The organism is Pedococcus sp. P2_A3, from assembly GCF_056405035.1.
Genome location: NZ_JBFUCW010000006.1, coordinates 110,514 through 133,514 on the forward strand (window position 1 = coordinate 110,514; position 23,001 = coordinate 133,514).

The window sequence follows — 23,001 nt, forward strand, 5'->3', positions numbered from 1 at the left end:
CAGTCTTCTAGAGGAGAGAAGCGATCGCGTCGCCGACCTCTGAGGTGCTGCGTACCGCGGCGCCGCGGGAGGCCAGGTCTGCCTCGACCGCGCGCTCGACCCGGGCGGCCTCGTCCGAGCGGCCCAGGTGCGCGAGGAGCATGCCGACGGACAGGATCGTCGCGGTCGGGTCGGCCTTGGCCTGGCCCGCGATGTCGGGGGCGGAGCCGTGCACAGGCTCGAACATGCTGGGCGCCGTGCGCTCGGGGTTGATGTTCGCGCTGGCGGCCAGCCCGATGCCACCGACGATCGCGGCCGCGATGTCGGTGATGATGTCGCCGAAGAGGTTGTCGGTGACGATGACGTCGAAGCGTCCGGGGTCGGTGGCCAGGAAGATCGTGGCCGCGTCGACGTGCTGGTATGCCGTCGTGACCTCGGGGAACTCGGCCCCCACCTCGTCGACGGTGCGGCGCCAGAGGTGTCCGGCGTGGGTGAGCACGTTGTGCTTGTGGACGAGCGTGAGGTGCTTGCGGGGGCGGGCCTGCGCGCGGGCGAAGGCGTCGCGGACGACCCGCTCGACACCGAATCTCGTGTTGACGCTGACCTCGGTGGCGATCTCGTTGGGGGTGCCGGTGCGCAGCGCGCCGCCGTTGCCGACGTACGGCCCCTCCGTGCCCTCGCGGACGACGACGAAGTCGATGCCGTCGGGCGCGACCCGCTCGACCGCGAGGGGGCTCAGCACCCCGGGGTAGAGCTTCGCCGGGCGGAGGTTGACGTACTGCTCGAGGGCGAACCGGAGCGGAAGCAGCACCCCGCGCTCGAGCACACCGCTGGGCACCGTGGGGTCACCGATCGCGCCGAGCAGGATGGCGTCGTGGCCGCGGAGCTCCTCCAGGACCGAGTCGGGCAGCGTCTCGCCGGTCTCGTGCCAGCGCCGGGCCCCGAGGTCGTAGTCGGTGGCGTGGAACTTGGTGCCGGTGCCCGCCGTCACGGCCTCGAGGACCTTCAGGCCCTCGGCGACGACCTCCGGACCGATGCCGTCGCCGCCGATGACGGCGAGGTTGACGGTGTCGTTGCCGGTGCTCTCGGAAGCCATGTGCCCAGCCTAAAGACGGTCTTGCGATCTGATACTGGTGTCTCACATGACGAACGGCTCCGAGCAGGTGCTCGGAGCCGTTCGTCGTCGCACCACGACGGTGCGGAGGCGTGTGGTGCGTTGGTCAGTCGTCGGAGTGACCCTGCTCGCGCAGGTCCATCGACTCCTGCAGTGCCTGACGTGCCTTCTCGGCCTCTTCGCTCATGATGATCATTCCTCTACGGATCTCCCTGTGTCGCAACAGGGTTCGGTTTGGGGTGGTTCTCGGTGGTCTCACCGGGCACTCGCCGGTTAACGGGGTGCCACTGCCAGCCACGCACGCGGGATCTCCGCGGCGAGTGGGCTGACTACCGGAACTCGCCGCGGCAAATAAGAATTACGACCTGCCGCGTCATGTCTTCGAGGTTACGTGGACGTCCAACTAAAAGACAGCCGTTTCCCACGCAGTGAGACATGACTGGACGTGACCGGCGTCTCATGGTGTGCGGGCAATCGCGGCGTTTCGCGTGCACTTGGCCCCTCGGGCCCACGGCGTGACGTGGCCCCACGCCGCTCCCCCAGATTCCCGTTGTCCGCCTAGGGTTGCGTCGTGCTTCCCGACGGCTACGCCCTGCGTCCCCTCACCCCCGACGATGCCGCCTCGCTGGCCGCCGCAGCCGAGCGCAACCGCGACCACCTGCGCCCCTGGGAGCCCTCCCGTCCCGAGTCGTTCTTCACTGAAGCCGGCCAGCGCGCAGTGGTGGAGGGCCGGCTGCGCCAGGTCGAGCTCGGCCTGTTCGACTGCTGGCTGCTCTGGCACGACACCGAGGTGGTGGGAGCCGCCAACCTCCAGAACATCGTGCGTGGGGCCATGCTCGGGGCCGACCTGGGCTACTGGGTCGACCAGGCCCACCTGCGACGCGGCCTGGGCTCGGCCTTGGTCGAGCACCTGGTGCAGCGCGGTCACGACCTCGGCCTGCACCGGCTGGGTGCCAGCACGATGGTGGCGAACCGCCCGTCGCAGTCGGTCCTGCGCCGGTGCGGCTTCGAGGAGGTCGGGCGGATCCCCGACTTCCTCTACCTGGACGGCGACTGGCGCGACAGCATCCTGTTCAACCTCGTCCTCCACGACGGGCCACCCCGCAGCTGAGTCCCTACCCCTCCCCCACACACAGGTATGCCGGTGGGTGCCCGCGAGGGGCACCCACCGGCATACCGGGTGGCTGGGTGGTGAACCGCTCAGTCGGCGAGGTCGACGACGCTCACGTCGGCGCCCACCTCGGTGACGATCGCGTCGAGCACGTCGGCCGGGATGCGGCTGTCGACGGTGAGCGCCACCAGGGCCTGGCCGCCCTTCTCGTTGCGGGCCACCTGCATGCCGGCGATGTTGACGTCGGCGTCGCCGAGGAGCCGGCCGACCGTGCCGATCACGCCCGGCCGGTCGACATACGTGAAGAAGGCGAGGTGCTCGGTGAGCGGGACCTCGATGTCGAAGCCGTTCACGCCCACGATCTTCTCGATGAGGCGCGGACCCGTGAGGGTGCCTGCGACGCTGATGGTCGACCCGTCGGCGAGGGTGCCGCGCAGGGTGGTGACGTTGCGGAAGTCCAGCATCGTCGGGTCGGTGAGCAGGCGCACCTCGCAACCACGCTGCTCGGCGAGCAGGGGCGCGTTGACATAGGTCACCGGGTCCTCGGTCACGTCGGTGAACAGGCCCTTGAGCGCGGCGAGCTTCCAGATCGACACGTCGTACGCGGTGATCTCACCCTGCACGTCGACGTCGAGCTGCACCGGCACCGAGCCGGCGAGCGAGGTGAAGATGCGGCCGAGCTTCTCGACCAGGGCGATGCCCGGACGGACCTCCTCGGGCACGACGCCGCCGGAGACGTTGACTGCGTCGGGGACGAGGTCGCCACCCAGGGCGAGGCGCACGGACTTGGCGACCGAGACACCGGCCTTTTCCTGGGCCTCGTCGGTCGAGGCGCCCAGGTGCGGCGTCACGACGACCGACTCGTGCTCGAACAGCGGGCTCTCCGTCGTGGGCTCGGTGGCAAAGACGTCGATGCCCGCGCCGGCCACCCGGCCCTCGCGCAGCGCCTCGGCCAGGGCCTCCTCGTCGACGATCCCGCCCCGGGCGGCGTTGATGATGCGGACGCTCGGCTTGACCTTGGTGAGCGCCTCCTTGCCGATGAGCCCCAGGGTCTCGGGGTTCTTGGGCAGGTGCACCGTGATGAAGTCGCTCTGCGCGAGCAGTTCGTCGAGGGTGACGAGCTGCGCCCCGAGCTGGCCGGCACGCTGGGCCGAGACGTAGGGGTCGTAGGCGAGGATCTCCATGCCGAAGCCCTTGAGCCGCTCCGCGACCAGCTGGCCGATGCGGCCGAAGCCGACGACGCCGACCTTCTTGTCGAGCAGCTCGACACCGCCGTACTTGCTGCGCTTCCACGCACCGCCCTTGAGCGCCTGGTTGGCCGGGGCGATGTTGCGCGCCGTGGCCAGCAGGAGACCGACGGCCAGCTCGGCGGCCGAGGTGATGTTGGAGGTCGGGGCGTTGACGACCATCACCCCTGCCCGGGTGGCTGCTGGGACGTCGACGTTGTCGAGGCCGACCCCGGCACGGGCGATGACCTTGAGGTTCTTGGCCGCGGCGATGGCCTCGGGGTCCATCTTGGTGGCCGAGCGGATCAGGACGGCGTCGACGTCGGCGAGCGCCGGCAGGAGCGCCTCGCGGGACGCGCCGTCGACGTGACGCACCTCGAAGTCGGGCCCGAGGGCTTCGATGGTGGCGGGCGAGAGTTCCTCGGCGATCAGCACGATCGGCTTGCTCACGGGTCAGTCCTTCGGGTGGGTCACTGATGGTCTCTTGGGGGTACCGGCACCACGCTGTGCCCGCCGCACAGCATACGACTTGGCTCAGCATGTGGATGCCTTGGCTCGACATGTGACACGCAGATCACATCGCTGGCCGTAATCTGTCGCCATGAGCGCTGACCAGGCCGACCCGCACCGCATGGGCCCGGACACGGCACCCACGCCGTTCACGGCGGACGAGATCCGGGCCGCCTGTCCCAGCGGCAGGGTCGGGGTGCTGAGGGTGACGGAGGCAGACGGTGCCGTCAGCCACCGCCTCTACCGGTTCCTCGAGGCCGACACGGACGCCGTCCGCTTCGGTGGCGGCCCCTGCGACGCCTCGGGTGAGCCGCTCGGTCCGCTGCGCGACAGGGTGTGCACGTGGGTGGAGCTGCAGCGCCACGCGTCCTACCCCGCCACCGCGACCCGCATCGACGAGGACACGGTGGACGTGCCCGCGGGGCACCTCGAGTGCCTCCGCTACACGGTGGAGGACGGCCAGGAGGTGTCGACCCTGTGGTTCGCCCGGTCGATCCCGGGCCCGCCGGTCAAGGTCGTCGACACCGTGGGCGGCCGGGTGACGCAGACGACCGAGCTCGTCCTGCACCTCCCCGGCTGACAAGGGTGCCGGCCGGCCCCGAGAGGGGACCGGCCGGCACACCGCCAGCGGCGCCAGGGCGCCGTGCTCGCTCGCGTCAGCGCGCGGCCGAACCCTCGACGTAGTCGGAGTCCGTCTCCTTGATCCAACTCATCAGCTTGCGGAGCTCCTTGCCGGTGGCCTCGATCGGGTGCTGCGCACCCTTCTCGCGCAACGCCTTGAACTCCGGTGCCCCGGCGTCCTGGTCGTCGATGAACCGCTTGGCGAATGCGCCGTTCTTGATGTCGGCGAGGACCGCCTGCATGTTCTCCTTGACGCGCGGGTCGATGACCCGGGGTCCGGAGACGTAGTCGCCGTACTCGGCCGTGTCGGAGACCGACCAGCGCTGCTTGGCGATGCCGCCCTCGACCATGAGGTCGACGATCAGCTTGAGCTCGTGGAGGCACTCGAAGTACGCGACCTCGGGCTGGTAGCCGGCTTCCACCAGCGTCTCGAAGCCGTACTGCACCAGCTGGGACGCGCCACCGCAGAGCACGGCCTGCTCACCGAACAGGTCGGTCTCGCACTCCTCGGTGAAGGTGGTCTTGATGCCGCCGGCGCGCAGGCCGCCGATGGCCTTGGCGTAGGACTGGGCCAGCGCCCACGCGTCACCGGAGGCGTCCTGCTCGACAGCCAGGAGCACCGGCACGCCACGACCATCGACGAACTCGCGGCGCACGAGGTGACCGGGACCCTTGGGTGCCACCATGATCACGTCGGACCCGGCCTCGGGCTTGATGTAGTCGAAGCGGATGTTGAAGCCGTGCCCGAACAGCAGCGCAGCGCCCTCCTTGAGGTTGGGCGCGATGTCGTTGGCGTAGACGGTCCGCTGCACCTGGTCGGGCGTCAGGATGACGACGAGGTCGGCCTCCTTGACGGCGTCCGCCACCGACTTCACGGTGAGTCCCTCGGCCTCGGCCTTGGGGCGGCTCTTGCTTCCCTCGGCGAGACCGACGCGGACGTCGACCCCCGAGTCGCGCAGGTTCAGCGCGTGGGCGTGGCCCTGGCTGCCGTAGCCGATCACGGCCACCTTCTTGCCCTGGATCACGCTCAGGTCAGCGTCGTCGTCGTAGAACATCTCGGCCACGGTGGCCACTCCTTAGGTTGTCTGTCTTCTCGGGGGGTTCAGTGGAAATCAGGCGGACCGCATGGCGCGGTCGGTGATGGAGCGGGTGCCGCGTCCGATGGCGACCATCCCTGACTGGACGAGCTCCTTGACGCCGAACGGCTCGATGACCTCGAGGAAGGCAGCGAGCTTGTCGCGGTTGCCGGTGACCTCGATCGTCAGGGTGTCGCTGGCGACGTCGACCACCTTGGCACGGAACAGCTGCACCGTCTCCAGCACGTGGCTGCGGCTGTGGATGTCGGTCCGCACCTTGACCAGCAGGATCTCGCGCTGGACCGAGGCGGTGGTTTCGAGCTCGACGACCTTGAGCACCTCGATGAGCTTGTTCAGCTGCTTGGTCACCTGCTCCAGCGGGAGGGCGTCGACGTCGACGACGACGGTCATCCGCGAGATCTCCGGGTGCTCGGTCGGGCCCACCGCGAGCGAGTCGATGTTGAAGCCACGCCGGGAGAACAGCGCCGCGATGCGCGCCAGGACACCGGGCTTGTTCTCGACGAGCACCGACAGGGTGTGCTTGCTCATCGTCATCACTTCCCGTCCTTGTCGGCGTCCTCGGGCTGTTCGGTGGCCTCGTCCTCTTCGCGGTCCCACTGCGGGGCCGTGTCCTTGGCGACCTGGATGGCGTCGTTGCTCACGCCCGCCGGGACCATCGGCCAGACCATGGCGTCGCGGTGGACCACGAAGTCGACGATGACCGGGACGTCGTTGATCTCCATCGCCTTCTTGATGGTGGCGTCGATGTCCTCCGGCCGCTCGCAGCGCAGGCCGACACAGCCGTAGGCGTCGGCGAGCTTGACGAAGTCAGGGATGCGGCTGCCGACCGAGGTGTGCAGGTCGGTGTTGGAGTAGCGCTTGTCGTAGAACAGCGACTGCCACTGGCGCACCATGCCGAGGCTGCTGTTGTTGATGATCGCGACCTTGATCGGGATGTTGTTGATGACGCAGGTCGCCAGCTCCTGGTTGGTCATCTGGAAGCAGCCGTCGCCGTCGATCGCCCAGACCACGCGGTCGGGCTCGGCGACCTTCGCGCCCATCGCAGCCGGCACGGCATACCCCATCGTGCCGAGGCCACCGGAGTTGAGCCACGCGTTCGGGCGCTCGTACTGGACGAACTGGGCAGCCCACATCTGGTGCTGGCCGACCCCGGCGACGTAGATCGACTCGGGACCGCTGATGGCCCCGATCCGCTCGATGACCTGCTGCGGCGACACCGCGTTCTCCTCACCCTCCGGCGTGGTGTAGCCGAGCGGGAAGGTCGCCTTCCAGCCTGCGGTCTGGTCGCGCCAGGCGGCGTAGTCGCCCTTCGTGCCCGCCTCGTGGTCGGCGGCCACGGCCTTGATGAGCTCCTGCAGCACCTCGAGCACGTCGCCGACGATCGGGACGTCGGCGGTGCGGTTCTTGGAGATCTCGGCCGGGTCGATGTCGGCGTGGATGACCTTGGCCTCGGGGGCGAAGGTCGACAGCTGGCCGGTCACGCGGTCGTCGAACCGCGCGCCGAGCGTGATGAGCAGGTCGGACTTCTGCAGGGCCGTGACGGCTGCGACCGACCCGTGCATGCCCGGCATGCCCAGGTGGAGCGGGTGGCTGTCGGGGACGGCTCCACGGGCCATCAGGGTGGTCACGACGGGGATCTGGGTCAGCTCGACGAACTCGCGCAGGGCCTCGGAGGCGCGGCCGCGGATGACCCCACCGCCCACGTAGAAGACCGGGCGCCGGGCCGCCGCGATGAGCCGGGCGGCCTCACGGATCTGCTTGTTGTGCGGGCGCGCGACGGGCCGGTAGCCGGGCAGGTCGTACTTCGGCGGCCACGCGAAGGTGGTCTTGGCCTGGAGCGCGTCCTTGGAGATGTCGACGAGGACCGGACCGGGGCGACCCGTGGAGGCGATGTGGAAGGCCTCGGCGATGACGCGCGGGATCTGCGCGGCGTCGGTGACGAGGTAGTTGTGCTTGGTGATCGGCATCGTGATGCCGCGGATGTCGGCCTCCTGGAAGGCATCGGTGCCGATGGCGGCCGAGGCGACCTGGCCGGTGATGGCGACGATCGGCACCGAGTCCATGTAGGCGTCGGCGATCGCCGTCACCAGGTTCGTGGCGCCGGGGCCCGAGGTGGCCATGCAGACCCCGACCTTGCCGGTGGCGCTGGCGTAGCCCTCCGCGGCGTGGCCGSCCCCCTGCTCGTGGCGGACGAGGATGTGACGCACCTTGACCGAGTCGAGCAGCGGGTCGTAGGCCGGCAGGATCGCCCCGCCGGGGATGCCGAAGACCGTGTCGACCTCCATGGCCTCGAGCGAGAGCACCAGGCTCTGCGCGCCGGTCACCTCGGTGGGCACCTTCGCCTTCGCCTGCTCGGCCAGCCGGGACGGGCTGGGCGCCGGGCTGGGTGCCGGGGTCGCCGGGCTGGGCGCCGGACTCGGTGCCGGTTTCGCGTCGCTCACGTCACTACCGCTTTCGGTTCTCGCTGGGTCTCACGCTGGTCTGCTCACGCTGGGTGCTCGCACTGGGTGTCCACACCGAATCTGCTCACAAAAAAGCCCTCCAGTCCTCAGGTGAGGACCACGGAGGGCAGCGCGCTGGCTCGAGGAGCCGGCGCGCTAGTGAAGTACGAGGATTCGTGCCACACGAGAACTCTCCCGCCGTCCCCTGATGGTGTCAACGTGCGAGACAGCCGGTCCCACGATCCGGACCTGTCGTCTCAGTCACAGACCACGTCTCCCCGACCTGTTGCGTCCTGGTCGTCACGGGACCCCCGCTTTGGGCGGACCGTGACGACCAGACGGCAACAAGTCGGGAGCCGGGCAGTCATCCTCAGCCGCAGACGGCTCCRCCGCTCGCGCTGCCGACCAGCTTGCGGTACTTCGCCAGGACCCCACGGGGGTACTTCGACTCGGGCGGCACGAAGCCCTCGGCCCGTCGGGCCAGCTCGGCCTCGTCGACGTGTACGTCGAGGACGCCGTTCGCGACGTCGAGGGTGATCCGGTCGCCATCCTGCACGAACGCGATCGGCCCACCGTCCACGGCCTCGGGGGCGACGTGCCCGACACACAGACCCGTCGTCCCTCCGGAGAACCGGCCGTCGGTGAGGAGCAGCACGTCTTTGCCGAGCCCCGCACCCTTGATGGCTCCCGTCACGGCGAGCATCTCGCGCATACCGGGGCCGCCCTTGGGCCCCTCGTACCGGATGACGACGACGTCACCGGCCTTGAGCGAACCGTCCTCGACCGCATCCATCGCGGCCCGTTCGCCGTCGAACACGCGGGCCGTGCCCTCGAAGACGTCGGAGTCGAACCCGGCCGACTTCACCACGGCGCCCTCGGGCGCGAGCGTCCCCTTGAGGATCGTGATCCCGCCCGTCTTGTGGATCGGCTGGCCCATCGCGCGGACGACCTTGCCGTCGACGTCCGGCGGAGCGATGTGGGCGAGGTTCTCGGCCATCGTCTTGCCGGTCACGGTGAGGCAGTCGCCGTGCAGCAGGCCCGCGTCGAGCAGGGCCCGCATGACGACCGGCACTCCCCCGACCCGGTCGATGTCGGTCATGACGTACTGCCCGAACGGCTTCACGTCGGCCAGGTGCGGCACCTTCGCGCCGACCCGGACGAAGTCATCGAGGGTCAGGTCGACCTCGGCCTCGTTGGCGATGGCGAGCAGGTGCAGGACCGCGTTGGTCGAGCCACCGAAGGCCATCACGACGGCGATGGCGTTCTCGAACGCCTCCTTCGTCATGATGTCGCGCGCAGTGATGCCGCGTCGCAGCAGCTCGACGACCGCCTCCCCAGACTTGCGGGCGAACCCGTCGCGTCGTCGGTCGGTCGCAGGCGGAGCCGCCGAGCCGGGCAACGACATCCCGATGGCCTCGGCCACCGAGGCCATCGTGTTGGCGGTGTACATGCCCCCGCAGGCGCCCTCGCCCGGACAGATCGCCCGCTCGATGGCGTCGACGTCAGCTCGCGACATGAGCCCGGCGGCGCACGCACCCACGGCCTCGAACGCGTCGATGATCGTCACCGTCTTCTCGGAGCCGTCGGAGAGCTTGGCGATGCCCGGGAGGATCGACCCGGCATACAGGAACACGCTGGAGAGGTCGAGGCGCGCCGCGGCCATCAACATGCCCGGCAGCGACTTGTCGCAGCCGGCGAGCAGCACCGAGCCGTCGAGCCGCTCCGCGTTCATGACCGTCTCGACGGAGTCGGCGATGATCTCGCGGCTCACCAGCGAGAAGTGCATGCCCTCGTGGCCCATCGAGATGCCGTCGCTGACCGAGATGGTGCCGAACTCCAGCGGGTAGCCACCGGCGGCGTGCACGCCGTCCTTGACCGCCTTGGCGAGTCGGTCGAGGGAGAGGTTGCACGGCGTGATCTCGTTCCAGGAGCTGGCCACCCCGACCTGCGGTTTGACCCAGTCGTCGTCACCCATGCCCACCGCGCGGAGCATGCCTCGCGCGGCGGTCTTCTCGATGCCGTCGGTCACGTCGCGGCTGCGCGGCTTGATGTCGACGCCGGACGTGGTCGCTCCCGCAGTGGGCTCGGTGGTCGTCATGGCCGCAGTCTAGAACTCGGGTCCACAGGGTGGGACGCGGGTCTCACTGTCCGGCCAGCTCGCCGAGGCCACAGCAGCGGTATGCCGCGCGGTCACCCGCGCGAGACGTGGCACCGCTCCAGGGCCGCGGTGCCGAACCTCAGTCCCGACCAGGGTCCGGCGTAGCGCAGGACGGCGATCGCCGAGGTCGGGAAACCCGCTGCGAGGCAGTCGTGCGCGGCGCTCGAGCCGTCGCCCTCCGACAGCCCGCTGGCCAGCAGGGCCATCGTGGGGTTGTGGCCGACCACCATCACCACCTGCGCTTCGCCCCCCGACTCACGCACTGATCGCAGCACCGTCTCGGCGCCACCGGAGTAGATGCTGTCCGAGAACTCCACCGTCTCGCCGCATGCCCCACCCTCCTCGGCGGCCGCCCAGGTCTGGCGCGTCCGGGTCGCTGACGAGCACAGCACCAGCTCCGGACCGAGCTCGTGCTCGTGCAGCCACGCCCCCGCCGCTCGGGCGTCCCGCACGCCCCGACCGGTCAGCTCGCGGTCGTGGTCGGGCTTGCCGAAGACCTGCTCCGCCTTGGCGTGGCGGAAGAGGATGAGCACCTTGTCATCACTGGCGAGGGTCATACCCTGAGCATGGCCCTGATGGCCCCGGACGGCCAGCCCAGGCAGGGCTGCGGCGCCTACAGGGTGAGCTCGGGCTTGATGCGCAGCGCCGACCACGTGGCAGCCGCCCGAGCGGCCCGGGTGGACAACAGGTACGCCCCCGCGAGGTAGGCCCCCAGCACCGCGAGGTCGATCGTCAGGTGACCCATCGAACCGCCGTACATCAGCCTCCGGATGCCGTCCACGGCGTAGGTCATCGGCAGCGCGTGGTGCACCGGGTGCAGCGGCTCGGGCAGGGTCTGCCACGGGAAGGTGCCTCCCGCGCTCACCAGCTGGAGCACCATGAAGACCAGCCCGAGGAACTTGCCGGGAGACCCGAGCCTGGCCGCGAGGGCGTGCAGGATCATCACGAAGGTCATCGAGACGGCGAGCATGAACCCGAGGAGCAGGACCGGGTGCGCGGCGGCGATTCCCACGCCACGCAGCACCACGGCATACACGAGAACGGCCTGGACCGCCCCGAGGACCGCCGGCGCGAGCCAGCCCCCCAGGGCGGTGCGCCAGCTCGGCTGGCCCGCTGCCAGGGAACGGGACGACAGCGGCTTGACCAGGAGGAAGAGGACGTAGGCGCCGATCCACAGGGCGAGGCTGAGGAAGAACGGGGCCAGGCCGGCGCCGTAGCTGGCTGCCGAGGCCAGGGACGAACCCTGCACACCCACCGGGTTGCCCAACGTCTGCGCGACGGCCTTGCGGGCGTCGTCGCTGGGGTCGGGGATCGACCGCAGGCCCTCGCGCAGGCCGTCACGGAGCCGGCCCGCGCCCGACTCGAGGGTGTCGAGACCGGTGGCGAGGTCCGACGCGCCCGACTGCACCGCGGTCGCCCCGTCGAGCGCCGAGTGTTGGCCGGACGCCAGCTCCGCCGCACCCGAGGCCAGCCGGTGGTTACCTGCGGCGAGCTCCGTCGCGCCGGACGACAACGTCGCGCTGCCGACCGATGCGTCGTGGATGCCGGCCCGCAGCGGCCCGGCTGCGTCGGCCAGCCGGTCGGCCCCGGCCGCCACCTGCGCCGCGCCGGCCGACAGCTGCTCGAGCTGCTTCGAGGAGTTCTGGACCTGGGCGCTGGCGTCGGACACCGGCGCGCTCAACCGGTCGGCGGCGTCGAGCACCTGCTGCACCTGCGCCTCGGTGAACCCTGCGGCGCGCAACCGGTCCGCCAACGCGCCCCCGTTCGCCGTCATGGCCGTCACGAGCTCGTCGGTGGCCGTGGCCACCCGGTCACCAGCCGCGGCCACCCTGGCATTCCCGTCGGCGACCTGCTGCGCCCCCTGCGCCAGCCGTCGGGCGTCTGCCGGCAGGGAAGCCGTGCGCTGGTCGAGGGTCGACAACCCCGCCTGGAGGGTGGACGCACCCCCTGCCAGGCGGTCGGCACCGACGGCCGCCTGCGACGCACCGGAGGACAGTGCGTCGGCGCCGCTCACGAGCCTCCGCTCGCCTGCCACGAGCTGCGCTGCACCGGCGGCGAGCCGATCCGCTCCATCCGACGCCCGGGCGGCTCCGTCGGCCAGCTTGCCTGCGCCATCGGCAGCATCGGCGACCTTGTCGTGGATCGTGCTGAAACCCACGAGGAGCTGGTTGGCGGCGGTCGACGTCACCTGTGCGGCAACGGACTTCGTCACCTGGCCGACGAGCTGGTTGGCGATGGTGCGCGACAGGTAGTTGTTGGCGTCGTTGGTCTCAATCTCGAGCTCGGCCTGGCGCGGCGTGAACTCGGCGCTCGAGGCCAGGGCGCTGGAGAAGTCGCGAGGGACGACGAGCGCGAAGTTGTAGGTGCCGTCGTCGACGCCTTGGTCGGCGACCGACCGCGACACCCGGTGCCACTCGAAGCTGCGGGAGCGGACGAGCTCCTTGGCCACCGTGTCCCCGACGGCGAGCTCCTCACCGTTGGCGAGAGTCGTGCCGGCGTCCTCGACGACCACCGCGGCCGGCACCCGCTCGAGACCGCCGTAGGGGTCCTTGTTGGCGTAGAGGTAGAGACCGCCGTAGAGCGTGGGCACCAGCACGAGGGCGATGAGGGCAGCGCGCGGGAGCCTTCCTGCCGTGACGCGGCGCAGCTCAGTGAGGGCCAGCCGGATCGCGGTCATGCCGCGACGCCGAGCTCGTGGTGGATCGGCTGGTCGAGGTCACGCGCGGTCGCATGGGTGCACTGGACGACGACGGTCAGCCCTTGGGTCGCGAGATCCACGGCTGCCCGCCACCACCGGTCCGGCTCACCGCCCCAGCGGTCGGGTGCCGCGATGACGAGCACGGTCGTCGCGGCGCGGCTCGCCGCGACCTGCATGAGCAGGGTGGTGCGCTCGTGGGGCGGCAGCGCCTCGAACCGCTCCGTGGCGAAGCCCTCRACACCGCGGCCGCGCAGGAAGGCCCGCGTCGCCGCCCGGCTGGAGGGGCGCCCGGCGAGGGCGAGCTGCTCGGCCACGACCGCTCGGACCGAGAGGGCGTCCTCGGGGGCGGTCACGTCGGGGACGTCGACGAGGGCAACGTGACGACGCAGGTCGGTCGCGGCGCTCGATCCGGCGAGGGCCACCGAACCCCCGCTCAGCGGCACGCGGCCCCCCAGCGCGAGTGCCAGCGCGACGTGCCCGTAGCCCGGGTCTCCGGCGACGACGGTGACGTGGCGCGGGGTCGCACGCAGGCTGGTGGGCAGCAGGAGCGGCCCGTGCATGCCCGCGACAGCCACCTGGTCGGCGATGAGCTCCATGTCCACACCCTGTTTCCCGGGTCACACCGGCGACCCACTTCTCGATACACATCTGTATTCAATACGAGAGTGTATTCTTTTGGGCATGCCTCCTGCCACCGCGCACACCGTGACGCCCGCCACCCCGGGGGGCGCCGCCCACCCGCGGAGGACCGCGAGGCGTGAGGCAACCCGTCAGCGCCTCCTCACCGCGGCCGCCGACGTCTTCGCCGAGCGTGGTTTCCACGGCGCGAGCGTCGAGGACATCTGCGAGCGCGCCGAGTTCACCCGTGGGGCGTTCTACTCCAACTTCGCCAGCCGGGACGAGCTCGTCCTCGAGCTCTACGCCCAGCACGCCACCAGGCTGCAGGAGGCGGTCGCCGAGCTGGCCGCCCAGCCCGGACTCGACCTCGACGAGCTGCTCGACGGCGTGATCCGGATCTGGACGGGCCAGCCCGAGGAACGGCGTCGCTGGCACCTCCTGATCAGCGAGTTCGCGCTGCACGCACTGCGCGACCCGGGGGCGAGGACGGCCTACGCCGCGCTCCAGCGCAGCCTGCGCGGCGGCCTCGTCACCCTCGTCGACCAGATCGCCGACACCCACGGCCTGGCTCCCACCGTGCCGACCCGCGACATCGTCCGGATGGTGACGATCGTGCTCCAAGGGGGGCTCGGCCAGCACCTCCTGGAACCCCGCGCCGTCCCGGCCGGGTCGCTGGAGCGGAAGTTCCTCCCCCTCCTGGTGGCCGCCACCACCCGACCCAAGGACTCCTCGACACCCGCCGACGGCGACCCGGGCGACCGCTAGCCTCGTGCCACACGACGAGGTGACCCGAGGCAGCGCACCCGCCGCCGCGGCATACCTCTCTCGCACAGTGAGGAACGACCGATGGAACAGGCGCCCGCCCTGATCGACGCCACGACGTCCGCCCCGACCGACCGAGCGTGGCTCGACGAGGCCGTCCGACGGATCCAGGCCGACGCCAACCGCAGCGCCGACACGCACCTGGTGCACGTGCCCATTCCCGGCCTGCCCGACATCGACCTCTACCTCAAGGACGAGTCGACGCACCCGACCGGCAGCCTGAAGCACCGGCTGGCCAGGTCGCTGTTCCTCTACGCCCTCTGCAACGGCGAGCTGCACGAGGGCACCACCGTCATCGAGGCGTCGAGCGGGTCGACGGCCGTCTCCGAGGCGTACTTCGCGCGCATGCTCGGGCTGCCGTTCGTCGCCGTCATGGTCAGCACCACGAGCCCGGAGAAGATCGCCCTGATCGAGCGCGAGGGCGGCCAGTGCCACCTCGTCGAGGACGCCTCGGAGGTGTACGACGAGGCACGGCGGCTGGCCGAGGAGCGCGGGGGTCACTACCTCGACCAGTTCACCTTCGCCGAGCGGGCCACCGACTGGCGGGGCAACAACAACATCGCGGAGTCGATCTTCGAGCAGATGGCCAGGGAGCGGCACCCGGTCCCCCAGTGGGTCGTCGTCGGGGCCGGCACGGGAGGCACGAGCGCGACGATCGGGCGGTTCGTCCGCTACCGGGGCCTGAGCAGCCAGGTCTGTGTGGTCGACCCCGAGCGTTCGGCGTTCTTCCCGGGCTTCTGCGGTGACGACGAAGGAGTCAGTGCGGCCTGCGGGTCGCGCATCGAAGGCATCGGACGACCCCGCGTGGAGCCGAGCTTCATCCCGACCGTGGTCGACCGCATGCTGCTCGTGCCCGATGCCGCCTCGGTCGCCGCGATGCGGTTCCTCACCCAACGCACCGGTCTGCGCGCGGGCGCCTCCACGGGCACCAACCTCTTCGGGGCGCTGCGRCTCGCCTGCGAGATGGCCGAGCGTGGACAGGGCGGCAGCATCGTGTCGCTGCTGTGCGACGGGTCGGAGCGGTATGCCGGCACCTACCGCAACGACGACTGGCTCGCCGAGCACGGCTGGGACCTCACCCCGTACGTCGGCGTGCTGGAGCGGGCCTGGGACGACGGCCTCTGGACCGCCTGACCCGTCGTCAGCCGCCGGAGACGGCGTTGATCACGTGCACCGTGGAGGTCGGCGACACGGGTGTCTGCACGCCCTCGGCACGCTTGGCGTCCTCCCCGTCGACGAACACGTTGACGTGGCGACGGATCTGGCCGCGCTCGTCGCGCACCCGGGAGGCGAGGATGGGCCACGGCTCGAAGGCGCGGTCGAGCACCTCGGCCAAGGGGACGTCGGACGACAGCTCCACGGGGAGCTCGGCTGCACCCTCGGCCAGGTCGCGCAGGAGGCCGGGCAGCACGACGCGTGCGGTCATGGGAGCGTGACCGCCCTGACGCAGAGGACGTCGGGCAGCTGCTCGACGATCCGGTCGAACGACTCTCCGCCGTCGACCGACGCGTAGACCTCACCGTTGCGGGTGCCGAGGTAGAGCCCGGGCTCCTCATGGGAGTCGAGACCGGCGGCATCGCGCAGCACGTTGGTGTAGGAGGGCGAGGGCAGGCCCTCGTGCTGGGTGCGCCAGGTCGCGCCGGCGTCGTCACTGCGCTGCACCTGCAACACGGCCGACGGCGGGATGCGCTCGCCGTCCGACGCGATGGGCACCAACCAGACGGTGTCGCCCTGGGTGGGGTGGGCCAGGGCAGTCATCCCGAAGTTCGTCGGCAGCCCAGCCTCGATCGAGGTCCAGGTGACCCCGTCGTCGTCGGAACGGTAGACGCCCCGGTGGTTCTGCGCGTAGAGGCGGGTGGGGGTCGCACTGTCGCGGACCACCTTGTGCACGCACTGACCGAACTCGGGCCACTCGTCGTGGGGCTGGAAGTAGGCGTGGATGCCCGTGTTGCCGGGGGCCCACGACCGTCCGCCGTCCCGGCTGTTGTAGACGCCCCCGGTGCTCATCGCGACGAGCATGTGGTCGGGGTCGGCCGGGCTCGGCAGCACCGTGTGGATCGCGCCGCCGCCGAACCCCTCACCCCACTCCGGGCGGTGCGGGTGCTCCCACAGGCCCCGGTTGAGCTCGAACGTCTCGCCACCGTCGGCACTGCGCCACAGGCCCTGGGGCTCCGTGCCGGCCCAGACCACGTCGGGGTCGTGGGGGTCGGCGACGAGCTGCCAGGTGGCCTTGAGCGCCGTGTCGGTGTCCTCGGGGAAGCGGATCGAGCCCTCCGGGTGCTCGACCCAGGTGGCGCCGAAGTCGTCGGAGTGCTGGAGCGACGGACCCCAGTGGGACGACCGGAAGCCCACCAGCAGGCGGGGCTGCGCGCGACGCGTGTCGAACAGGAGGGAGAGCACCTCGCTCATGAGGAAGTGCGGCCCCTCGACCGTCCACTCCCGCCGGTCGTCGCTGCGGGCCAGCCAGAGACCCTTGCGCGTCCCGATCCCGACGATCGTCTCACCGGCCATGGCACCAGTCGTCTCTCCCATGGCCCCAGCATGGCACTGACCACTGACGGTGGCACCCGTCCCGATGGGGTCCTGACCGTCGGGCGCAAGCCCCCCGGGCGACCAGGTCGTGCCCGGCCTGCCCGGCGTGCCCGGCCTGCCCGGCCTGCCCGGCCTGCCCTGCTGGCCCTGCTGGCCCGCGGGGGTCAGTCGCGCGCGACGAGGTTGCGCAGGGGTCTCCCGGCGGCATACGCGCCGAGCTGTTCCTGCAACAGGCGTGCCGCCCGCGGCATGAACGCCGTCGACGCGCCGCCCACGTGGGGCGTGATGAGGACTCCCGGCAGCCCCCACAAGGGGTGGTCGGCCGGCAGTGGCTCGGGGTCGGTGACGTCGAGGGCGGCTCGAATCCGGCCCGTGGTGGCATGGCGCACGAGGGCGTCGGTGTCGACCACCCCGCCTCGGGCGACGTTGACCAGCAGCGACCCGTCGGGCATGGCCGAGAGGAAGTCGTCGTCGACGAGACCGGCCGTCTGCGCACCCAGCGGCACGATGACGACGACGACGTCGTGGTGCGGCAGGAGCGTCGGCAGCTCGTCGACCCCGTGCACCGACCGCACCAGCTCGTCACCGGCGCGGGCCTTGCTCGCGACCGCGGTCACCTGCACCTCGAACGGCGTGAGCCGAGCCGCGACGGCGCGCCCGATCGACCCGTACCCGAGCACCAGCACCCGCTTGTCGGCCAGCGACTCATGGAAGACCGACGGCAGCCAGACCCGATCGCGTTGGGCCGCAACGAAGTCGGGGAAGTCCCGCAGGCTCGCCAAGGTCAGGGCGACGGCGAGCTCCGCGGTGGAGGCGTCATGCACCCCGGTGGCGTTGGCCAGGCGGACTCCGTCGGGCAGCGCCTCGAGCACGGTGTCGTAGCCCGCCGTGAGCAGCTGGACCAGCTCGAGGCGCGGGAGCCGTGACAGGGATGCGAGGCGCTCACCACCACCGATGTAGGGCGGCACCACCACCCTGACCTCGTCGGCGCGGTCGGGCACACCATCGAGGTCCCACACCGCGAGCTCGACGCCGGAGATCGGGCCGACGGCGTCGACCCACTCCTGTCCGGGAAGGGTCACCAAGGTCATGTCCAGCACGCTAGCGCCGTCGCGCCCCGGGTTCGCGAGGTGCCCATCACGCACAATGGGGTATGCCGCGTGCACCGATTCGTCCCCGGCACACGCCCGCAGGGGCCGCTGTCGCCTGCGCGGTCGTCGGTGTGCTGCTCGCCGGCGGGTGTTCCGGCGACGACCCGGGCGCGGCTGGCACGGTCTCCGCGCCGGTCGTCAGCGCAGCCCCGGGCACCAGCACGTCGTCCACGGGCCCGACGCCGACCCTGAGCACGAGCACGAGCACGACGAGCACTCCCTCCACCGCCACGATCGCCACGGGCCTCGATGTCCCCTGGGGACTGGCGTTTCTCCCCGACGGTTCGGGGCTGGTCACGCTGCGCGACGAGGGACGGCTGCTCCAGGTGCGGGCCGGACGAGCGCCGACGGTGCTCGGCCGCATCAGCGGTGTGAACCCGGACGGTGAGGGTGGCCTGCTCGGTGTGGCCGTCTCGCCGGACTTCGCCAGCGACCGCAGCATCTTCGTCTACTTCACGGCGGCCGAGGACAACCGCGTCGTGCGGTTGACCTTCGCGCATGGCACGGCGACGAAGCCGACGGTGGTGCTGCGCGGCATACCGAGGGCGGGAAACCACAACGGAGGGCGACTGGCCTTCGGACCCGACGGGTACCTCTACGTCACCACCGGCGATGCCGGGAAGCCGGACCGGTCACAGGACACGAAGTCCTTGGGCGGCAAGATCCTCAGGATCACCAAGGACGGTAAGGCCGCCCCGGGCAACCCGTTCGGCAGCTCCCCGGTGTGGAGTTACGGCCACCGCAACGTGCAGGGCATCGCCTGGGCACCCGACGGCCGGATGTTCGCCAGCGAGTTCGGCCAGAACCGGTGGGACGAGCTCAACCTCATCGAGCCCGGCCGCAACTACGGCTGGCCGGTCGTCGAGGGCAGGGCGGGGCGTTCGGGGTTCACCGACCCGCTGGCCCAGTGGGCGACCTCGGACGCCTCGCCCAGCGGGATCGCGGTGGCCGACGGGTCGATCTGGATGAGTGCCCTCCGGGGTGAGTCGCTGTGGCGGATCCCGTTGACCAGCAACGGCATCGGCACACCAGAACGACTGCTCCACGGCGTGTACGGTCGGTTGCGCGATGCCGTGGCTGCCCCCGACGGGCGCCTCTGGGTGCTGACGAGTAACACCTTCCGAGGCAGCCCCGGGCCCGATGACGACCGCGTCGTCGCGCTCTCGTTCGACGACCTGTGAGTCCCGCCCGGGCGGCGACCGCGCGGTACGTTGACGGCAGGCGCGGCCATGGCGGCCGACCACGTCAGAAGGGGGCACCCATGTCAGCAGTCGACGAGATCCTGTCGCAGGTCGACCTCCAGCAGCTCGCCCAGCAGGTCGGGGCCGACCCCGCCGAGGTCGAGCAGGCTGCCAGGACCGCGCTGCCGGCCCTGCTCGGCGGGCTCGACGCCAACGCAGCCGACCCTGCCGGGGCCGCCTCGTTGGCCGAGGCGCTCGGCCAGCACGACCCAGCCCTCGTGGACAGTGGCGTCGACCTCAGCAAGGTGGACCCGGCCGAGGGCGACAAGATCGCCCAGCACATCTTCGGCGACAACCGTGAACAGGTGGTGAGCCAGCTGGGCGGTGTCGGCGGGGCAGCGGGCAAGGGGATCATCGCCAAGCTGATCCCGATCCTGGCGCCGATCGTGCTGTCCTGGCTGGCGAAGAAGGTCCTCGGCGGCGCCGCTGACGCGAGCCGGTCGCCCTCGGGGAGCGCGACCGGCGGCGGGATCGGGGACATCCTGGGCCAGGTGCTCGGCGGGGCCACGAAGGGCACGCAGTCCGGCGGTGTCGACACCGGCGCCATCATCAGCGACGTGCTCGGCGGCCTCCTGGGCGGCGGCCGCCGCTGACGCCGCTGAGGCCGCTGACGCGGCTTAGGTGAGCTTGGCGAGGATCATCTCGCGGGCCTTGCCCGCGTCGGCCTGACCCTTCATCTCCTTCATCACCTGGCCGATGAGCGCACCGGCGGCCTGCACCTTGCCGTCCCGCACCTTCTGGGCCACGTCGGCGTTGGCCTCGATCACCTTGTCGACCGCAGCCTCGAGGGCCCCGTCGTCCTGGACCAGCTCGAGGCCGCGGGCGTCCGCGACCTCGGCGGGCGCGCCCTCACCGGCGATGACGCCGTCGAGCACCTGACGGGCCATCGAGTCGTTGAGCCGGCCGTCGCGGACGACGCGGTCGAGCTCGGCGATGTGGGCCGGCGTGACGCCGAACTCCTCGACGCCCTTGCCCTCGGCGTTCGCCCGTCGAGCCAGCTCGCCGGTCCACCACTTGCGCGCGCCGGCAGGGGTCGCGCCGGCAGCCACCGTCTCCTCGATGAGGGCGACCGCCCCCGCGTTCATGACGTCGCGCATCTCGAGATCGCTGTAGCCCCAGTCGTTCTGGAGCCGGCGTCGCCGCTCCCCGGGAGGCTCCGGCAGGGTGCCGCGCAGCGCCTCCACGGTCTCGCGAGTCGGGGCGACCGGCACCAGGTCGGGCTCCGGGAAGTAGCGGTAGTCCTCGGCGTCCGACTTCTCACGACCGCTGGTCGTGACTCCCGTGTCCTCGTGCCAGTGACGCGTCTCCTGGGTGATCTTGCCGCCCTTGTCGAGGATCGCTGCGTGCCGGGTGATCTCGTAGCGGACCGCCCGCTCGACGCTGCGCAGCGAGTTGACGTTCTTGGTCTCGGTGCGGGTGCCCAGGGGCACGTCGTCCTGTGACTGGTCGCCGGTCGCCCGGGGCCGCAGCGAGACGTTGGCGTCGCAGCGCAGCGACCCCTGCTCCATCTTCACGTCCGACACCCCGAGGGCACGGAGCAGCTCGCGCAGGGCGCCGACATACGCCTTGGCCACCTCAGGGGCCCGCTCGCCTGCGCCGGTCAGCGGCTTCGTCACGATCTCGATGAGCGGGATCCCCGCGCGGTTGTAGTCGACCAGGGAGTGGTCGGCGCCGTGGATGCGGCCGGTCGCGCCACCGAGGTGGAGAGACTTGCCGGTGTCCTCCTCCATGTGGGCGCGCTCGATCTCGACCCGGTAGGTCGTGCCGTCCTCCAGCTCGACGTCGAGGTGGCCCTCGAACGCGATCGGCTCGTCGTACTGGCTGGTCTGGAAGTTCTTCGGCATGTCCGGGTAGAAGTAGTTCTTCCGCGCGAACCGGCACCACTGCGCGATCTCGCAGTTGAGCGCCAGGCCGATGCGGATGGCCGACTCGACAGCCTTCTCGTTCACGACCGGCAGCGCGCCCGGCAGGCCGAGGCAGACCGGGCAGACCTGGGTGTTGGGCTCGGCCCCGAACCCGGTGGCGCAGCCGCAGAACATCTTCGTGGCGGTGTTGAGCTCGACGTGCACCTCGAGCCCCATCACCGGGTCGTAGCGCTCGAGGGCCTCGTCGTAGTCGACGATCTCCTCGGCGACGGCAGTGCCGCTCATCGCGGTCACGCTCCCTTCGCGGTCAGCTGGGGGGCCTTGGCCAGCAGCGGCCCACCCCATCGGTCGATGAGCATCTTCTCCAGCGCGGCACCCACGCCGTACAGGCGCTCGTCCTGGGTGGCCGGGGCGAGGATCTGGATGCCGGTGGGCAGCCCGTCCTCGTCGGCGAGACCGCTGGGCAGCGACATGCCTGGCACGCCGGCGAGGTTGGCGGGGATGGTGGCGACGTCCTGCAGGTACATCGACATCGGGTCGTCGAGCTTGTCACCCAGCTTGAACGCGGTGGTGGGCGCCGTCGGGCTCACGAGCACGTCGACCTGGCCGAAGGCGGCGGAGAAGTCGTCGGCGATGAGCCGGCGCACCTTCTGGGCCTGGCCGTAGTAGGCGTCGTAGTAGCCGCTGGACAAGGCGTAGGTGCCGAGGATGATGCGGCGTTTCACCTCGTCGCCGAAGCCGGCGTCACGGGTGGCGGCCATCACCTGCTCGGCGCTCGGGTCGTCGACGCCCTCTGGCAGCACCCGCAGGCCGTAGCGCATCGCGTCGAACTTGGCGAGGTTGGAGGACGCCTCGCTCGGCAGGATGAGGTAGTAGGCGGCGAGTGCGTAGTCGAAACTCGGGCAGGACACCTCGACCACCTCGGCACCGGCCTCCTGGAGCAGGGCCACCGACTCGTCGAAGCGGGCCCGCACCCCCGCTTGGTACCCCTCTCCCCCGAGCTCCTTGATGACACCGACCTTGAGCCCCTTGACGTCGGCGCGCCGGGCGGCCTCGACGACGGGGGGCGCCGGGGCGTTGATCGAGGTGGAGTCCATCGGGTCGTAGCCACCGATGACCGAGTGGAGCAGGGCGGCGTCGAGCACGGTCCGCGTACAGGGGCCCGCTTGGTCGAGGCTGGAGGCGAGCGCCACGAGGCCGTAGCGGGACACCCCGCCGTACGTCGGCTTGACGCCGACGGTGCCCGTCACCGAGGCCGGCTGGCGGATCGAGCCGCCCGTGTCGGTGCCGATGGCCAGCGGGGCCTCGTATGCCGCGACGACAGCCGAGGAGCCACCTCCCGAGCCGCCGGGGATCCGGGTGAGGTCCCAGGGGTTGTGGGTGGGCCCGTAGGCGGAGTGCTCGGTGGAGGAGCCCATGGCGAACTCGTCCATGTTGGTCTTGCCGAGGATCGGCATGCCCGCTGCCTTGAGCCGCGAGACCAGCGTGGCGTCGTAGGGCGGGATCCAGCCCTCGAGGATCTTGGAGCCGCAGGTCGTGGGGAGGCCCTTGGTGGCCATGACGTCCTTGACGGCGATCGGGACGCCGGCGAGGACGTGGAGGTCCTCCCCCGCCGCGCGCCGCTCGTCGACGGCCCGGGCGGCGGCCAGCGCTCCCTCGCCGTCCACGTGCAGGAAGGCGTGCACGTCGGCGTCGACCGCCGCGATGCGGTCGAGGTGGGCCTGGACGACCTCGACGGAGCTGAGCTCCCCCGAGCCGAGCGAATGGGCCAGCTCGGCGGCGCTGAAGCGAGTGATGTCGGTGGTCACGAGTGGTGG

General features: G+C 70.9%; 21 protein-coding genes. 6 read left to right on the forward strand and 15 right to left on the reverse strand.

What is annotated here, in order from left to right; translation table 11 throughout:
- Positions 1-7: 7 nt before the first annotated feature.
- Together AC1DX8_RS06830 and AC1DX8_RS06835 are read right to left on the reverse strand one after the other, a co-directional pair.
- Positions 8-1,075: a 3-isopropylmalate dehydrogenase gene (locus AC1DX8_RS06830; protein ID WP_477629162.1), complete on the reverse strand. Its 1,068-nt coding sequence runs from the start codon at positions 1,073-1,075 to the stop codon at positions 8-10.
- A gap of 124 nt (positions 1,076-1,199) precedes the next feature.
- Positions 1,200-1,289, reverse strand: coding sequence for a 3-isopropylmalate dehydrogenase (locus AC1DX8_RS06835; RefSeq protein WP_477629163.1), 90 nt, complete (start codon positions 1,287-1,289; stop codon positions 1,200-1,202).
- A gap of 375 nt (positions 1,290-1,664) precedes the next feature.
- On the opposite strand from AC1DX8_RS06835, the gene AC1DX8_RS06840 reads away from it, so the two are divergent.
- Complete coding sequence (locus AC1DX8_RS06840; RefSeq protein WP_477629164.1) at positions 1,665-2,204, forward strand: GNAT family N-acetyltransferase; 540 nt, start codon at positions 1,665-1,667, stop codon at positions 2,202-2,204.
- 89 nt (positions 2,205-2,293) lie between these two features.
- On the opposite strand, the gene serA is transcribed toward AC1DX8_RS06840, so the two are convergent.
- On the reverse strand, positions 2,294-3,880 hold the full coding sequence (gene serA / locus AC1DX8_RS06845; RefSeq protein ID WP_477629165.1) for a phosphoglycerate dehydrogenase: 1,587 nt from the start codon (positions 3,878-3,880) through the stop codon (positions 2,294-2,296).
- A gap of 151 nt (positions 3,881-4,031) precedes the next feature.
- Between serA and AC1DX8_RS06850 the strand changes: the two genes are divergently transcribed.
- Complete coding sequence (locus tag AC1DX8_RS06850) at positions 4,032-4,520, forward strand: hypothetical protein (protein WP_477629166.1); 489 nt, start codon at positions 4,032-4,034, stop codon at positions 4,518-4,520.
- Positions 4,521-4,596: 76 nt separating this feature from the next.
- Here AC1DX8_RS06850 and ilvC read toward each other — a convergent pair whose 3' ends face one another.
- The 7 genes from ilvC to AC1DX8_RS06885 all read right to left on the reverse strand — a co-directional run bounded on the left by ilvC (position 4,597) and on the right by AC1DX8_RS06885 (position 13,551).
- Complete coding sequence (gene ilvC / locus AC1DX8_RS06855; protein ID WP_477629167.1) at positions 4,597-5,625, reverse strand: ketol-acid reductoisomerase; 1,029 nt, start codon at positions 5,623-5,625, stop codon at positions 4,597-4,599.
- A 48-nt stretch (positions 5,626-5,673) separates the two neighbouring features.
- Positions 5,674-6,186, reverse strand: a complete 513-nt coding sequence (ilvN, locus tag AC1DX8_RS06860) for an acetolactate synthase small subunit (RefSeq protein ID WP_477629238.1) — start codon at positions 6,184-6,186, stop codon at positions 5,674-5,676.
- Positions 6,187-6,191: 5 nt separating this feature from the next.
- Positions 6,192-8,018, reverse strand: a complete 1,827-nt coding sequence (locus AC1DX8_RS06865) for an acetolactate synthase large subunit (protein WP_477629239.1) — start codon at positions 8,016-8,018, stop codon at positions 6,192-6,194.
- 451 nt (positions 8,019-8,469) lie between these two features.
- Positions 8,470-10,197: a dihydroxy-acid dehydratase gene (gene ilvD / locus AC1DX8_RS06870; RefSeq protein ID WP_477629168.1), complete on the reverse strand. Its 1,728-nt coding sequence runs from the start codon at positions 10,195-10,197 to the stop codon at positions 8,470-8,472.
- A gap of 92 nt (positions 10,198-10,289) precedes the next feature.
- Entirely contained in the window at positions 10,290-10,814 is a 525-nt protein-coding gene (locus AC1DX8_RS06875; protein WP_477629169.1) for a SixA phosphatase family protein, read from the reverse strand.
- Between the two features lie 56 nt (positions 10,815-10,870).
- Positions 10,871-12,934 carry a YhgE/Pip family protein gene (locus AC1DX8_RS06880; protein ID WP_477629170.1) on the reverse strand — a complete coding sequence of 688 codons (2,064 nt, stop codon included), beginning with the start codon at positions 12,932-12,934 and terminating at the stop codon, positions 10,871-10,873.
- A complete protein-coding gene (locus tag AC1DX8_RS06885; protein ID WP_477629171.1) occupies positions 12,931-13,551 on the reverse strand; it encodes a hypothetical protein in 621 nt (206 codons plus the stop codon). Before AC1DX8_RS06885 ends, AC1DX8_RS06880 begins: the two co-directional genes overlap by 4 nt.
- Positions 13,552-13,636: 85 nt before the next feature.
- Here AC1DX8_RS06885 and AC1DX8_RS06890 point away from each other — a divergent pair, with 85 nt between their 5' ends.
- Both AC1DX8_RS06890 and AC1DX8_RS06895 read left to right on the forward strand, forming a co-directional pair.
- Positions 13,637-14,338: a TetR/AcrR family transcriptional regulator gene (locus tag AC1DX8_RS06890; protein WP_477629172.1), complete on the forward strand. Its 702-nt coding sequence runs from the start codon at positions 13,637-13,639 to the stop codon at positions 14,336-14,338.
- A gap of 81 nt (positions 14,339-14,419) precedes the next feature.
- Positions 14,420-15,529 (forward strand): PLP-dependent cysteine synthase family protein, encoded by a 1,110-nt coding sequence (locus AC1DX8_RS06895; protein ID WP_477629173.1) that lies wholly within the window; start codon positions 14,420-14,422, stop codon positions 15,527-15,529.
- Between the two features lie 7 nt (positions 15,530-15,536).
- Here the strand turns inward: AC1DX8_RS06895 and AC1DX8_RS06900 are convergent, their stop codons facing one another.
- The 3 genes from AC1DX8_RS06900 to AC1DX8_RS06910 all read right to left on the reverse strand — a co-directional run bounded on the left by AC1DX8_RS06900 (position 15,537) and on the right by AC1DX8_RS06910 (position 18,018).
- The gene (locus AC1DX8_RS06900) at positions 15,537-15,821 is read right to left on the reverse strand and encodes a MoaD/ThiS family protein (protein WP_477629174.1); all 285 of its coding nucleotides are present in this window, start codon (positions 15,819-15,821) and stop codon (positions 15,537-15,539) included.
- On the reverse strand, positions 15,818-16,927 hold the full coding sequence (locus AC1DX8_RS06905) for a WD40/YVTN/BNR-like repeat-containing protein (protein WP_477629175.1): 1,110 nt from the start codon (positions 16,925-16,927) through the stop codon (positions 15,818-15,820). Before AC1DX8_RS06905 ends, AC1DX8_RS06900 begins: the two co-directional genes overlap by 4 nt.
- A gap of 164 nt (positions 16,928-17,091) precedes the next feature.
- Positions 17,092-18,018, reverse strand: coding sequence for a 2-hydroxyacid dehydrogenase (locus tag AC1DX8_RS06910; RefSeq protein ID WP_477629176.1), 927 nt, complete (start codon positions 18,016-18,018; stop codon positions 17,092-17,094).
- 62 nt (positions 18,019-18,080) lie between these two features.
- On the opposite strand from AC1DX8_RS06910, the gene AC1DX8_RS06915 reads away from it, so the two are divergent.
- On the forward strand, positions 18,081-19,259 hold the full coding sequence (locus AC1DX8_RS06915; protein WP_477629177.1) for a PQQ-dependent sugar dehydrogenase: 1,179 nt from the start codon (positions 18,081-18,083) through the stop codon (positions 19,257-19,259).
- 80 nt (positions 19,260-19,339) lie between these two features.
- Positions 19,340-19,912: a DUF937 domain-containing protein gene (locus AC1DX8_RS06920; RefSeq protein WP_477629178.1), complete on the forward strand. Its 573-nt coding sequence runs from the start codon at positions 19,340-19,342 to the stop codon at positions 19,910-19,912.
- 24 nt (positions 19,913-19,936) lie between these two features.
- On the opposite strand, the gene gatB is transcribed toward AC1DX8_RS06920, so the two are convergent.
- Complete coding sequence (gene gatB / locus AC1DX8_RS06925) at positions 19,937-21,469, reverse strand: Asp-tRNA(Asn)/Glu-tRNA(Gln) amidotransferase subunit GatB (protein WP_477629179.1); 1,533 nt, start codon at positions 21,467-21,469, stop codon at positions 19,937-19,939.
- Between the two features lie 5 nt (positions 21,470-21,474).
- Positions 21,475-22,992, reverse strand: coding sequence for an Asp-tRNA(Asn)/Glu-tRNA(Gln) amidotransferase subunit GatA (gene gatA, locus AC1DX8_RS06930; protein WP_477629180.1), 1,518 nt, complete (start codon positions 22,990-22,992; stop codon positions 21,475-21,477).
- Between the last annotated feature and the right edge of the window lie 9 nt (positions 22,993-23,001).